The sequence below is a fragment of the Microbacterium sp. RU1D genome (assembly GCF_900156435.1).
In the GTDB taxonomy this organism is placed as follows: domain Bacteria; phylum Actinomycetota; class Actinomycetes; order Actinomycetales; family Microbacteriaceae; genus Microbacterium.
In genome coordinates, this window is sequence record NZ_FTPQ01000002.1 from 183557 (window position 1) to 196670 (window position 13114).

At 70.2% G+C, this 13114-nt stretch carries 13 protein-coding genes; 3 read left to right on the top strand and 10 right to left on the bottom strand.

Annotation, left to right across the window (positions count from 1 at the left end):
* Window positions 1–53: 53 nt before the first annotated feature.
* The 3 genes from B0B15_RS09560 (at window position 54) to B0B15_RS09570 (ending at window position 2779) form a co-directional block, all read left to right on the top strand.
* Window positions 54–338, top strand: coding sequence for a dioxygenase (locus B0B15_RS09560; protein WP_076676437.1), 285 nt, complete (start codon window positions 54–56; stop codon window positions 336–338).
* A gap of 191 nt (window positions 339–529) precedes the next feature.
* Window positions 530–2164 carry a DUF349 domain-containing protein gene (locus B0B15_RS09565; RefSeq protein ID WP_083708973.1) on the top strand — a complete coding sequence of 545 codons (1635 nt, stop codon included), beginning with the start codon at window positions 530–532 and terminating at the stop codon, window positions 2162–2164.
* 63 nt (window positions 2165–2227) lie between these two features.
* The gene (locus B0B15_RS09570; protein ID WP_076675539.1) at window positions 2228–2779 is read left to right on the top strand and encodes a type IV toxin-antitoxin system AbiEi family antitoxin; all 552 of its coding nucleotides are present in this window, start codon (window positions 2228–2230) and stop codon (window positions 2777–2779) included.
* A 32-nt stretch (window positions 2780–2811) separates the two neighbouring features.
* On the opposite strand, the gene B0B15_RS09575 is transcribed toward B0B15_RS09570, so the two are convergent.
* The 10 genes from B0B15_RS09575 to pdxS form a co-directional block, all read right to left on the bottom strand.
* On the bottom strand, window positions 2812–5064 hold the full coding sequence (locus tag B0B15_RS09575) for a RelA/SpoT family protein (RefSeq protein ID WP_076675541.1): 2253 nt from the start codon (window positions 5062–5064) through the stop codon (window positions 2812–2814).
* A 110-nt stretch (window positions 5065–5174) separates the two neighbouring features.
* Window positions 5175–6164: a protein translocase subunit SecF gene (secF, locus tag B0B15_RS09580; RefSeq protein WP_076675542.1), complete on the bottom strand. Its 990-nt coding sequence runs from the start codon at window positions 6162–6164 to the stop codon at window positions 5175–5177.
* The gene (gene secD, locus B0B15_RS09585; protein WP_076675544.1) at window positions 6164–7873 is read right to left on the bottom strand and encodes a protein translocase subunit SecD; all 1710 of its coding nucleotides are present in this window, start codon (window positions 7871–7873) and stop codon (window positions 6164–6166) included. The genes secF and secD overlap by 1 nt, the downstream gene beginning before the upstream one ends.
* A gap of 44 nt (window positions 7874–7917) precedes the next feature.
* The gene (gene yajC / locus B0B15_RS09590; protein WP_076675546.1) at window positions 7918–8376 is read right to left on the bottom strand and encodes a preprotein translocase subunit YajC; all 459 of its coding nucleotides are present in this window, start codon (window positions 8374–8376) and stop codon (window positions 7918–7920) included.
* Between the two features lie 91 nt (window positions 8377–8467).
* Window positions 8468–9514: a Holliday junction branch migration DNA helicase RuvB gene (gene ruvB, locus B0B15_RS09595; RefSeq protein ID WP_076675547.1), complete on the bottom strand. Its 1047-nt coding sequence runs from the start codon at window positions 9512–9514 to the stop codon at window positions 8468–8470.
* Entirely contained in the window at window positions 9507–10127 is a 621-nt protein-coding gene (ruvA, locus tag B0B15_RS09600; protein ID WP_076675549.1) for a Holliday junction branch migration protein RuvA, read from the bottom strand. Before ruvA ends, ruvB begins: the two co-directional genes overlap by 8 nt.
* A 4-nt stretch (window positions 10128–10131) precedes the next feature.
* Complete coding sequence (gene ruvC, locus B0B15_RS09605) at window positions 10132–10740, bottom strand: crossover junction endodeoxyribonuclease RuvC (protein WP_076676439.1); 609 nt, start codon at window positions 10738–10740, stop codon at window positions 10132–10134.
* A gap of 48 nt (window positions 10741–10788) precedes the next feature.
* Window positions 10789–11547 carry a YebC/PmpR family DNA-binding transcriptional regulator gene (locus B0B15_RS09610; RefSeq protein ID WP_076675551.1) on the bottom strand — a complete coding sequence of 253 codons (759 nt, stop codon included), beginning with the start codon at window positions 11545–11547 and terminating at the stop codon, window positions 10789–10791.
* Between the two features lie 9 nt (window positions 11548–11556).
* Entirely contained in the window at window positions 11557–12177 is a 621-nt protein-coding gene (gene pdxT, locus B0B15_RS09615) for a pyridoxal 5'-phosphate synthase glutaminase subunit PdxT (protein WP_076675552.1), read from the bottom strand.
* Window positions 12167–13051 (bottom strand): pyridoxal 5'-phosphate synthase lyase subunit PdxS, encoded by an 885-nt coding sequence (pdxS, locus tag B0B15_RS09620; protein ID WP_076675554.1) that lies wholly within the window; start codon window positions 13049–13051, stop codon window positions 12167–12169. The genes pdxT and pdxS overlap by 11 nt, the downstream gene beginning before the upstream one ends.
* Between the last annotated feature and the right edge of the window lie 63 nt (window positions 13052–13114).

The window sequence follows — 13114 nt, forward strand, 5'->3', positions numbered from 1 at the left end:
GTACCCGCGCTTTGTAGGATCGAGGGGCCCGGTGGCGGGTGGAGGAGGTCGATGTGGCGACGCGCGGGAAAGACCGGCAGACGCGGGAGCAGCGGGAACGGGCCCGCGCGTATCAGGCCCGCGTCGCGCTGCACGAACGCCAGGGGCGCCGTCGCACTCGCGACAACGTCCTCGGTATCGTGATCGGCCTCATCGTCATCGCGGGAGCGATCGGCGCGCAGACGGCGTACTTCGTCGCCGGCCCGGGCGCCCCCGCCCCGGCGCCGAGTCCCAGCGCGCCCGCACCGGCGACCGGGACACCCTCCCCGTCATCCCCCGCTCCGTCGACGACACCGTGATCCCGTGCCGGCGCCGGCATCCGTCGTCGCGCCGGCGCCCTCGCTTCCGCGCCGCGTTCGCCGTCGGCCGCGTCGATCGAGTCCCCCTCGCGCAGCCCGGGCAGTCCCGCACCTGTGGCGGCGCGGCCGCTCGTACTAGGCTCGGAGGGTCCTTCTCCCCCAGGCGGTTCTGCCGCGATGAGGTGCTACCCGTGACTTCCGTTCCCTCCCCCGAGACCTCCGACCCGCGCGACGACGCGAGCACCCCCGAGGTCGACCCCGCCACGACCGACACCGCGGCCGACACCACGGATGCCGAGGCGACCACGCCCTCATCCTCCGACGCAGTCGACGAATCGACGGATGCCGCGACCCCGGCCGACGGCTCGGCCGACGTCGCCGAGAGCGCCGGGGCGACCGACGCCGCCGTGAACTCCGACGACGAGGCCCAGCCCGCCACGGGCGAAGACGCGGGCGAGCCCGCCGCCGAGAGCACTCCCGACGCGGCCTCCGCCGAGTCCGAGGCCCCGGAGACCCCCGCGGCTCCGCAGCCCGCGGCCCGGCCCGTTCCCGGCGCCCGCATCCCCGGTCCCCCGCCCGGCGCCACGGCATCCAAGACGGTCACCGAGCCGTGGGGTCGCGTCGACGACGAGGGGACCGTCTCGGTCCGCGAGGCCGACGGATGGCGCATCGTGGGCCAGTATCCCGACGGCACCCCCGCCGAGGCCCTCGCCTACTTCCAGCGCAAGTTCGCCGACCTCGCCGGTGAGGTCACGCTGCTCGAGACCCGTCATCGTCGCGGCGGTGCCACGGCATCCGATCTGCGTTCGACTGCCAAGACGCTGCGCACCAAGCTCGACGGAGCCGCTGCGGTGGGCGATCTCGCCGCGCTCATCGGCCGCGTCGATGCCCTCACGGCGGAGCTCGCCGAGGCGAGCGAGACAGAAGCGGTCGCCAACAAGCAGGCCTCCGAGGAGGCGGTGCGCGAGCGCACGGCGATCGTCGAAGAGGCCGAGGCCCTGGCCGCCCGCGACCCGCAGACGGTGCAGTGGAAGCAGATGACCGCCGACATGGCGGCGCTGTTCGACCGGTGGCAGGCCCACCAGCAGAACGGCCCGCGCCTGTCGAAGTCGACGGCACAGCAGCTGTGGCGTCGTTTCCGCGACGCGCGCGCGACCGTCGATCGTCACCGCCGCGAGTTCTTCTCGTCGCTCGATGAGACGCACAAGGCCGCGCGCGAGGCCAAGACGCGCCTCGTCGAGCGCGCCGAGGCGCTGGCTCCCCGCGGGGAGGACGGCATCGGCGCCTACCGCGACCTCCTCGACGCGTGGAAGGCCTCGGGCCGCGCCGGACGCAAGGTCGACGACGCCCTCTGGGCTCGCTTCAAGGCCGCCGGCGATGCGCTGTACGGTGCGCGCATCGAGCGCGAGTCCGCCGACGCCGAGGCGTCCAAGGAGAAGATCGAGCAGAAGCGCGTGCTGCTGGAGCAGGCGGCGCCGATCGTCGACGAGAAGAACCTCGCGACGGCCCGGCAGAAGCTCACCGCCATCCAGCGTCAGTGGGACGAGATCGGTCGCATCTTCCCCCGCGACAAGGAGCGCGCCCTCGACGACGAGCTCCGCAAGATCGAGCAGTCCGTGCGCACGCGCGAGGATGCCGACTGGAAGCGCAACGACCCCGAGCAGAAGGCCCGCGCCAACGACATGACGCGGCAGCTGACCGACGCGATCGACAAGCTCGAGGCCGAGCTCGCCGACGCTGAGGCTCGCGGCGACAAGCGGGCCGCGGCACAGGCGTCCGAGGCCCTCGAGGCGCGTCGCACCTGGCTGCGCGCCCTCGGCGGCTGACGAGCTCTCCACAGATCCGACGGTTCGCCGTCACGGGCGACACTGCCCCGCCACACTGGCGGGATGGTGTCGCCCTTCCTGTTCTTCGCCGACGAACGGCTCTCGCTCGCGGAGCTCAGCGCGGCGTGCCTCGACGGTGCGCTCGTCCCACTGGGCGAGGGTTTCATGCCCGCCGACGCGGCCGAGACGACGTGGATGCGCGCCCGGAGCCTGTCGCCCCTGCTGAGTGACCGGTGGGCGGCGGTGCGGGCGACCGCGGCGTGGGTGCACGGCGGTGTCGCCGGTGAGCCGGTGCGTCACCACCTCCAGCGCGTCCGAGACGTCCGCGTGCGTGCCGGTCGCGACCCTCGGGCGGTCTACCATGACGTGCGCCTTCCGCCCGACGACGTGTCGATGATCGCCGGGGTCCCCGTCAGCACTCCGGCTCGCACGCTGGTCGACCTGGCGCGCTCCGCCGATGACGGAGACCTCTCCGCGGCGCGGGCGTGGGCGCACCGTGAGCCGTCCGTGAGGGCGGATGCCGAGGCGTGGCTCGAGCGGCATCCGCGGTACCCGTACGCCCGACGGGCCGCCCGCGTGCTGCACTCGACCGGGAGCGCCGGTGCGCCGTCATGACTCCCTCGCCCGGCCCGGCCGGCGCGTGCGGGCTACGACGAGGTGACGCGGTAGACGTCGTAGACGGCGTCGATGCGGCGGACGGCGTTGAGCACGCGGTCGAGATGCACGGTGTCTCCCATCTCGAAGACGAACTTGCTGAGCGCCAGGCGGTCATTGGTCGTCGACACCGTCGCGGAGAGGATGTTGACGTGATGCTCGCTGAGCACGCGCGTGACGTCGCTCAGCAGACCCGAGCGGTCGAGCGCCTCGACCTGGATCTGCACGAGGAACACGCTCTTCGTCGTCGGCGCCCACTCCACGTCGATCAGACGGTCGGGCTCCTCCTTCAGCGACCGCACGTTGGTGCAGTCGCCCCGGTGCACCGAGACGCCGCTGCCGCGCGTGACGAAGCCGACGATCTCGTCGCCCGGAACGGGCGTGCAGCACTTCGCCAGCTTGACGAGGATGTCGGGCGCGCCGCGCACGAGGACGCCCGAGTCGCCGCCGCGTGGCGCGCGGCTACGACCGACCGGGATGTCGATCGGGCCGGTGTTGGTCTCCTCGACGCTGACCAGCGCGGTGACCTTCTCGATCACCGACTGCGTCGAGACGTGCCCCTCGCCCACGGCCGCGTACAGCGCCGAGACGTCCTCGTAGTGGAAACCGCGGGCCACCTCGGTGAAGGAATCCTGGTTCATCAGGCGCTGCAGCGGCAGGTTCTGTCGCCGCATCGCGCGCGCGATGGAGTCCTTCCCCTGCTCGATCGCCTCTTCGCGGCGCTCCTTGGTGAACCACCCGCGGATCTTGTTGCGCGCGCGGGTGCTCTTGACGAAGCCGAGCCAGTCCTGGCTGGGACCCGCGTCGGGATTCTTCGAGGTGAACACCTCGACGACGTCGCCGCTCTGCAGGGTCGACTCGAGCGGCACGAGGCGGCCGTTGACTTTGGCGCCCATCGTGCGGTGGCCGATCTCGGTGTGCACGGCGTACGCGAAGTCGACGGGGGTGGCACCGGTCGGGAGACCGATCACGCGACCCTTCGGCGTGAAGACGTAGACCTCTTTCGCGCCGATCTCGAAGCGCAGCGAGTCGAGGAACTCCCCCGGGTCGGCGGTCTCGGCCTGCCAGTCGGAGATGTGCGCGATCCAGGCCATGTCGGCGTCGACGGCCTTGGCATCCGCCTTCCCGCCCGCCATGCGCTCCTTGTATTTCCAGTGCGCGGCGACTCCGAACTCGGCCTGCTGGTGCATCTCGTTCGTGCGGATCTGGATCTCGACGGTGCGCCCGCCGGGACCGATTACCGTCGTGTGCAGCGACTGGTAGAGGTTGAACTTCGGTGTGGCGATGTAGTCCTTGAAGCGGCCGGGCAGGGGCGTCCACCGCGCGTGGATGGCGCCGAGCACGGCGTAGCAGTCGCGCACGGTGCCCACCAGGATGCGGATGCCGATGAGGTCGTAGATGTCGTCGAACTCACGGCCGCGCACGACCATCTTCTGGTAGACGGAGTACAGCTGCTTCGGGCGGCCCATGACGCGGCCGCGCACGCGGAGTTCTCGCAGGTCGGCGTCGACCGCTTCAATGACGTTCTGCACGTACTGTTCGCGCTGCGGCGTGCGCTGCTTGACGAGACTGTCGATCTCGGCGTAGAGCTTCGGGTGCATGACCGCGAACGAGAGGTCTTCCAGTTCGCTCTTGATCGCCTGGATGCCGAGACGGTGCGCGAGCGGCGCGTAGATCTCGAGGGTCTCGGTGGCCTTCTTCGCCGCCTTGTGCGGGGGGACGAAGCCCCACGTCCGAGCGTTGTGCAGGCGGTCTGCGAGCTTGATGAGCAGCACGCGTATGTCTTTCGACATCGCCACGATCATCTTCCGCACGGTTTCGGCCTGCGCGCTGTCGCCGTACTTGACCTTGTCGAGCTTGGTCACGCCGTCGACGAGCATGGCGACCTCGTCGCCGAAGTCTGCCGCGAGCTCGTCGAGCGGGTATCCGGTGTCTTCGACGGTGTCGTGCAGCAGGGCGGCGGCGATCGCCTTGGGGCCGAGTCCGAGCTCCGCGAGGATCTGCGCGACCGCGAGGGGGTGCGTGATGTACGGCTCGCCGCTCTGACGCTTCTGGCCGTCGTGGGCCTTGTCGGCCACGGCGTAGGCACGCTCGATGATGGCGAGGTCGCCCTTGGGGTGGTGCGTGCGGACGGTGCGCAGCAGCTTGTCGACATCGTCACGGCGGGCGGCGCGCGAGAAGATGCGCGGCACCAGCCGTCGCAGTGATGACGGCGGCGGCGGCGCTGAGGAGGCGGTCTCGGTCATCGTCACACCTTCCTCACGGCCAGTCGATCAAGTCTACGCTCCCCCGGCGTGCCGGAGAGGGCACGCCGGGGGTCTCGCGTCCGCGCACCCGGAGCGCGCGAGCCCGGTGGTCAGGCCGGGGAGCCGGCCTTCTCGCGGGCAGCGCGCACGCGCGCGTCGCGCTGGGCGATCGGCTGCTCCCGTTCGCGCAGGAGCGCGTACATCGGCACGGCGACGAACAGCGTCGAGTAAGCGGCGACGATGGTGCCGACGAAGATCGACAACGAGATGTCGCTGAGCGTCCGCGCGCCGAGCGGCACACCGATGAAGAGGATCGCTCCGACCGGCAGGATCGCGACCACGGTCGTGTTGATCGAGCGGATCAGCGTCTGGTTCGCGGCCAGGTTCACCGACTCGGCGAACGTGCGGCCGGAGATCTCGCCATCTTCCCTCGTGTTCTCTCTCACCTTGTCGAAGACGACGGTGGTGTCGTAGAGCGCGTAGGAGAGGATCGTCAGGAAGCCGATGACGGCGGCGGGCGAGATCTCGAATCCGAAGACCGCGTAGACGCCGATCGTGATGACCAGCACATCGACGAGGCCGATGATCGCCGCAACCGACATCTTCCACGTGCGGAAGTACAGCGCGAGGATCAGGAACGTCAGCGCGAGGAAGATGGACAGGCCCCACAACGACTGCCGGGTGACGTCTGCGCCCCAGGTGGGGCCGATGAAGGAGTCGGTGATCTCCGACGAGGGGACGTCGTATGCCGAGGCGAGGGCGGCCGAGACGGCCTGCGTCTCGTCGGGCCCGAGCTGGTCGGTCTGCACGCGGACGGCCTGGTCGCTGATCGTCGTGACGCGGGTCGTCGCACCCGGAACGACCGACGTGACGGCGTCGGTGGCGAGAGCCTGGTCGAAGGATGCCGGGCTCGACACGGTGAACTGCGACCCGCCGGTGAACTCGATCGAGAACTGGACGGGACGGAACAGCGGCACCAGGGCGGCGCCGATGACGAGGACTGCCGCGATGATGAACCACAGGCGACGACGCTGGACGAACGGGAAGGACGTCTTCCCCGAGTAGAGGTCGTTGCCGAGCTGAGACATGGAGCGGGGCATCAGTCGTCTCCCTCCTTCGTGGAGCGGCTATCGCCGCGGGCAGTGGCCGCGAGCTCCGCCTGCTTGCGCTCGGCGATCGTCTGTCGGCGTTGGGCCTCGCCGCGGGAGCGCTTGACGCGACCCGCATCGGCGACGGGCGCGCGGAACTGCGCGCGACCGCGGTAGACCGCGCCGAGGGCGTGGGGGTCCATCCCGGACAGCGGGTGGCCGGAGCCGAAGAAGCGCGTCCGTGCGAGCAACTGCATGACCGGGTGGGTGAACAGGATGAAGATCAGCACGTCGATCGCGGTGGTCAGACCCAGCGTGAACGCGAAGCCCTTCACGGTCGAGTCCGCGAGGATGTAGAGCACGACGGCGGCCAGGACGTTGATCGACTTCGAGATGTAGATGGTGCGCTTCGCCCGCGACCATCCGTCTTCGACGGCCGCGGTGATCGACTTCCCGTCGCGCAGCTCGTCGCGGATGCGCTCGAAGTAGACGATGAAGGAGTCGGCGGTGAAGCCGATCGTCACGATGAGGCCTGCGACGCCGGCGAGCGACAGACGGAAACCCGCGCGCCACGCCAGGATGCACAGGGCCAGGTACGTCAGCACCGCCATGACGCCGAGCGAGGCGATGATCACGGTGCCCAGAGCGCGATAGACGATGAGCGAGTAGATCCCAACGAGACCGAGTCCGATGAGCCCGGCGATGAAGCCGACCTGCAGCTGCTGCGATCCGAGGGTGGCCGAGACGGTGTCGGAGCTGACGACGGTGAAGCTCAGCGGCAGGGCGCCGTATTTGAGTTGATCGGCGAGGGCCTTGGACGACTCCTGGGTGAAGCTGCCGGTGATGCTGGGGCGGCCGTCGACGATGATGCCGTTCATCGACGGAGCCGACAGCACGCTGCCGTCGAGGACGAAGGCGAACTGGTTGAACGGGGCCTGTGCCCCGTACAGACGCTGGCTCACGTCGGCGAACTTCTGCGTGCCCTGGTCGTTGAAGACGAGGTTGACGGCCCACTGGCCGGTGTTCTGCTCCTGGCCGTTCGTGGCGTCGGAGATGTCGTTGCCGTCGAGCTCGACGGGGCCGAGGATGTACTTCGCCTGCCCGTCGACGTCGCAGGTGATCATCGGCTGGTCGGCCGGGGCCTGCGCCGGGTTGGAGGGCGGGTTGGCGCAGTCGTAGGCGAGGAACTCCGCCTGCAGCGCCGGCGTGATGTACGCCGGGTCGCTCGCGTTGGTCGGCGATGCGGTGGGGGTCGCCGGCAGGCTCGGGTCGGGAGTCGGGTACGGCGTGTTGTTGCCGTCCTCGCCGACGAACGACGTCGCGGGCGAGCCCGTGAACAGCACCGGCCGCAGCTGGAGCTGCGCGGAGCTCTGGATGCGCTGACGCGTGGCGTCGTCGGCCTGTCCCGGGATCTGCACGACGATGTTGCGCCCGCCCTCGGTGGCGACGTCCGCCTCACCCACACCCGAGGCGTCGACGCGCTGGCGGATGATCGTGACGGCCTGCGCCAGCTGTTCGCTGTCGGGGGCCGCCCCGTCGGTGGTCTGGGCCTGCAGGATGATCTGCGTCCCGCCCTGGAGGTCGAGCGCGAGCTCGGGGGTCCAGGAACTGGCGTTGAAGACGTACACACCGAGCGCGTTGATGCCGAAGAGCACGCCGACGATGGCGAGCAATCCGGTCAGCACGCGCCAGGCATGACGGACAGGGGTCGAGGGCGCCACGGAGTCGGCTTTCTGTGCGGCGGGCGGGAACGGCGGAGCGGGCGTCAGGCCTGCGGGCGGTCCTTGTCGGTCTGATCGGGGTCGACCGCGTGCTGACGGGCGGCGCGCTGGTCGTCGCTGATCGAGGTGATGTCGCCGTCGGCCACGCCGGCGATGTACTCCGCCTCGGTCTCCTCTGCCTCGATGAACTCGTCCTCGGTGACCGCGCCCTGGGTCGGGTCCACGATGCGCAGCACGGCCTGGCTGTGCACCTTGATGACCACGCCGGGGGCGATCTCCACGAGTGCCGGCTTGTCGAGGTCGACGCCGTCGTACTCCACGATGGTGCCGTAGAGGCCGCCCTGCAGCAGTACCTCGGCGCCGGGGACCGTCTCGCGCGACTTCTTCTCGAGCTCCGCCTTCTGCTTCTGCATGCGGCGCCGCGAGCTGTAGAACATGAAGATCAGCAGGCCGATGAGCAGGATGACGATGCCGTAATCGGCGAAGAACCGGGCGATATCCATCGAGGCGGTGCACCTTTCGAGTCAGGCGCGCCGTGCGGCACTGCCTAGCGTGAGTCAAGCGGGGGTCGGGGAATCCCTCGCCGAGTATAGGTCATGACCCCTGGCTGAACCGGAGCAGGCCGTCGGGGTGAGGGGCGCCGAGATGGTCGTAGGCCTCGGGGGTGGCGACCCGCCCGCGCGGGGTGCGCCCCATGAAGCCGATGCGCACGAGGTAGGGCTCCACGACCGATTCGATGGTCTCGGGCTCTTCGCCGACGGCGACGGCGAGCGTGCTCAAACCCACCGGTCCCCCGCGGAATCGCCGAACGAGCGCGTCGAGCACGGCCCGGTCGAGACGGTCGAGACCGATGGCGTCGACGTCGTAGAGGTCGAGGGCGGCGCCGACCGTGCGCACGTCGGCGTCGCCGTCGTCAGTTCCCGCTGAGGGGCCGTGGACGACGAGGTAGTCGCGCACGCGCCGAAGCAGCCGGTTGGCGATGCGCGGCGTTCCGCGCGAGCGACGGGCGATCTCGGAGCGCGCCGTGCCGGGCAGACCGACGTCGAGCATGGCCGCCGATCGCGACACGACCCGTTCGAGTTCTTCGGGTTCGTAGTACTCGAGATGGGCCGTGAATCCGAAGCGATCGCGCAGCGGGTTGGGCAGCAGCCCCGCGCGCGTCGTCGCCCCGACGAGGGTGAAGGGCGAGAGGTCGAGCGGGATGCTGGTGGCCCCGGCCCCCTTGCCGACCATGATGTCGATGCGGAAGTCCTCCATCGCCAGGTACAGCATCTCCTCGGCGGAGCGGGCCATGCGGTGGATCTCGTCGATGAAGAGCACTTCTCCCGGGGTGAGCGACGACAGCAGGGCGGCCAGGTCGCCCGCGTGCTGGATCGCCGGGCCGCTCGACAGGCGCAGGGGGCGCCCGCTCTCGTGCGCCACGATCATGGCGAGCGTGGTCTTGCCGAGCCCCGGAGGCCCCGAGAGGAGGATGTGATCGGGTGAGCGCTGCTGGATGCGCGCGGCGTCGAGCAGCAGCTGCAGCTGCCCGCGCACCTTCTGCTGGCCGACGAACTCCTCGAGCGAGGTGGGCCGCAGCGCGCCTTCGATCGCGAGTTCGGTCTCGTCGTCGGGGGTGCCGGCGTCGCGGACGTCAGCCACCCACGCTCTCCTTCCGCGCCGGCCCGAGCAGCGCGAGCGTCAGGCGCAGCAGAGCCTGCACCGAGGCGCGGTCCGCCTCCGAGGCGTTCTCGGCGACGGATGCCACGGCCTCGGCTGCCGTGCGCTCGGTCCACCCGAGCCCGATGAGGGCCTGGGTGACCTGGACAGGAACCTGCCCGTGGGAGGCGACGGCTGCGGGAGCGGTGGCCGGGACGACGGCGAGCTTCCCGGCGAGCTGCACGACGATGAGCTTGGCGGTCTTCGGACCGATCCCCGATACGCGTCGGAACGGGGCGTCGTCGTCGTCGGCGACCGCCTGGGCGATCTGTGGGACGGTCAAGGAGGAGAGCACGCCGAGCGCCGATTTCGGTCCGACGCCGGTCACGCTGATCAGTTGCGTGAAGACCGTGAGCTCCTCGCGCGTCTCGAACCCGTAGAGCGAAAGGGCGTCCTCCCGCACGATCAGGTTGGTGTGGAGGTGAACGTCGTCGCCGAGGTTCACCGTGCGCGCGAACTGGGCGGTGACGGCGACGGAGAAGCCCACCCCACCCACGACGACCACGAGCGAATCGTCGGCGACGTGCGCCGCCGCCCCGTGCAGCGAAGAGATCATGGGATCAGCCTACGCGTGGCGTTCGTACATGCGTTCGAGCGACACGGGGCTGTGGAGAACGCCGCTTCTCGGCATCCCTCCACGCCCTTTGGGCCGGTGTCAGCGTCGCATCCGCTGACGGGATCGCCGGGCCGCCGCGCCAGGCGTGACACAGGGCGATCGCGAGGGCGTCGGCGGCGTCCGCCGGTTGAGGCAGCGCGTCGAGACGGAGCACGCGCGCGACCATGGTCTGCACCTGCAGCTTGTCGGCGGAACCGTAGCCGGTGATGGCGGCCTTGACCTCGCTCGGCGTGTGGGTGGCCGCGGTCAGTCCGTGCTCGGCGGCGAGGAGCAGGGCGATGCCGCTGGCCTGGGCCGTGCCCATCACCGAGTGTCGGTTGTTCTGCGCGAAGACGCGCTCGACGGCGACGACGTGCGGCTCGTGCGAGACCAGCACCTCCCGGATGCCGGCGGCGATGGCCGCGAGACGCTTCTCGATCGGGTCGCCGGGCGCGGAGCGGGCGACGCCGACGTGCACGAGCGAGGCGGTCCGGTCAGGCGAGACGTCGACGACGCCGATGCCGCAGCGCGTGAGGCCGGGGTCGATGCCGAGGACGCGCAGAGAACGGGACACGGCCCCCACGCTAAACGCAGGGGCCGTGTCGCGACGAAGGGCGCGCCCTTACTCGTCGTTCTCGAGCTCGGCCTGCACCTCGGGGGTCAGGTCGAAGTTGGTGTAGACGTTCTGCACGTCGTCGCTGTCTTCGAGCGCGTCGATGAGTCGGAACACCTTGCGGGCGGTGTCGGCGTCGACCTCGACCTTGAGGGAGGGGACGAACTCGACGTCGGCGGAGTCGTACTCGATCCCGGCATCCTGCAGGGCGGAGCGGACCGAGACCAGGTCGCTCGCCTCGGTGATCACGCCGAAGCCCTCGCCGTGGGGTTCGACCTCCTCGGCGCCGGCCTCGAGGACCGCGAGCATGACGTCGTCTTCGCTGGTGCCCTCGGCGGGGACGACAATGACGCCCTTGCGGCTGAAGTTGTACGCCACGCTGCCCGGGTCCGCCAGGGTGCCGCCGTTACGGCTGAGGGCGGTGCGCACCTCGGCCGCCGCGCGGTTCTTGTTGTCGGTCAGACACTCGATGAGGAACGCCACCCCGTTGGGACCGTAGCCCTCGTACATGATCGAGGCGTACTCGACGGCCTCGCCGCCGATGCCTGCTCCGCGCTTGATCGCGCGGTCGATGTTGTCTTTGGGGACCGAGGTCTTCTTGGCCTTCAGAACGGCGTCGAAGAGGGTCGGGTTGCCCTGCAGGTCGGCGCCGCCGAGCTTGGCCGCGACCTCGATGTTCTTGATGAGCTTGGCCCACGACTTGGCGCGGCGGGCGTCGACGACCGCCTTCTTGTGCTTGGTCGTGGCCCATTTGGAGTGTCCGGACATTCCCCCAGTTTACGATGCGGCGGCGCCCGCACCGCGTCGATTGCGCACCCGGTGGAGGAACCGCTCGTGGAAGCGCGTCTCCCCCGTCGACTCCGGATGAAACGCCGTGCCGAGCAGCGATCCCTGCTCGATCGCCACGACGCGCCCATCGGGAAGGGATGCCAGGGGAACGGCATCCGGGCCCCACTCCACCACCGCAGGCGCCCGGATGAACACGGCGTGCACGGGCGGGGCGCCCAGTGCGGGCACGTCGAGGTCGGTCTCGAACGACTGCGTCTGAGAGCCGAAGATGTTGCGCGCGACGCGGGCGTCGATCCCGCCGAAGGTGCGCTGGCCGGTGATCGCGCCGTCGATCCGGTCGGCGAGGAGGATGAGCCCCGCGCACGTGCCGTACATCGGCATCCCGTCCGCGATGGCGGCCCGGATCGGGTCGAACAGGCCGAACGCCCGCGCGAGCTTGTCGATGACGCTCGACTCGCCGCCGGGGAGCACAAGGCCCTCCACGGCGGCCAGCTCCTCGGGCCGGCGCACGGGCTGCGCGTCGGCTCCGAGGGCGGTCAGCACGGCGAGGTGCTCGCGCACATCGCCCTGCAGGGCGAGGACGCCGACGCGGGGGCTGTTACCAGCCACGCTCGGCCAGGCGGTGCGGGGCGGGGAGGTCGGCGACGTTGATGCCGACCATCGCCTCGCCGAGCCCGCGTGACGCCTCCGCGACGATCTTCGGGTCGTCGTGGAACGTGGTCGCCTTGACGATCGCGGCCGCGCGTTGCGCCGGGTTGCCCGACTTGAAGATGCCCGAGCCCACGAACACCCCGTCGGCGCCCAGCTGCATCATCATGGCGGCGTCGGCGGGGGTCGCCACTCCCCCGGCGGTGAAGAGCACGACGGGAAGCTTCCCGGTCTCGGCGATCTCGGCGACGAGGTCGTACGGGGCCTGCAGTTCCTTGGCCGCGACGTAGAGCTCGTCCTTCGTCTTCGCGCGCAGCGCGTTGATCTCGGAGCGGATCGTGCGGATGTGCTTTGTCGCCTCCGACACGTCGCCCGTGCCGGCCTCGCCCTTGGAGCGGATCATCGCCGCACCCTCGGTGATGCGGCGCAGCGCCTCGCCGAGGTTGGTCGCGCCGCACACGAACGGCACGGTGAAGTTCCACTTGTCGATGTGATTCACGTAGTCGGCCGGCGAGAGCACCTCGGACTCGTCGATGTAGTCGACGCCGAGCTCCTGCAGGATCTGCGCCTCGACGAAGTGGCCGATGCGGGCCTTGGCCATGACGGGGATCGAGACGGATGCCACGATGTCGTCGATCAGATCCGGGTCGCTCATGCGCGCGACGCCGCCCTGGGCGCGGATGTCGGCCGGGACGCGCTCGAGCGCCATCACCGCGACGGCGCCGGCGTCTTCGGCGATGCGCGCCTGCTCGGCGGTGACGACGTCCATGATGACGCCGCCCTTGAGCATCTCGGCGAGTCCGCGCTTGACGCGCGAGGTTCCGGTGTCGGTCATGACTGCTCCGTTCCGCGCTTCGGGGCGCGATCTATTGGCTTAGGCCAAACCGTAGCATGGCGC

Coding starts and splice junctions, on each gene's coding strand:
- B0B15_RS09570 (WP_076675539.1), top strand. CDS start 2,228: ATGGTGTCGCCCTTCCTGTTCTTCGCCGACGAACGGCTCTCGCTCGCG.
- B0B15_RS09575 (WP_076675541.1), bottom strand. CDS start 5,064: ATGACCGAGACCGCCTCCTCAGCGCCGCCGCCGCCGTCATCACTGCGA.
- secF (WP_076675542.1), bottom strand. CDS start 6,164: ATGCCCCGCTCCATGTCTCAGCTCGGCAACGACCTCTACTCGGGGAAG.
- yajC (WP_076675546.1), bottom strand. CDS start 8,376: ATGGATATCGCCCGGTTCTTCGCCGATTACGGCATCGTCATCCTGCTC.
- ruvA (WP_076675549.1), bottom strand. CDS start 10,127: ATGATCTCTTCGCTGCACGGGGCGGCGGCGCACGTCGCCGACGATTCG.
- B0B15_RS09610 (WP_076675551.1), bottom strand. CDS start 11,547: ATGTCCGGACACTCCAAATGGGCCACGACCAAGCACAAGAAGGCGGTC.
- pdxS (WP_076675554.1), bottom strand. CDS start 13,051: ATGACCGACACCGGAACCTCGCGCGTCAAGCGCGGACTCGCCGAGATG.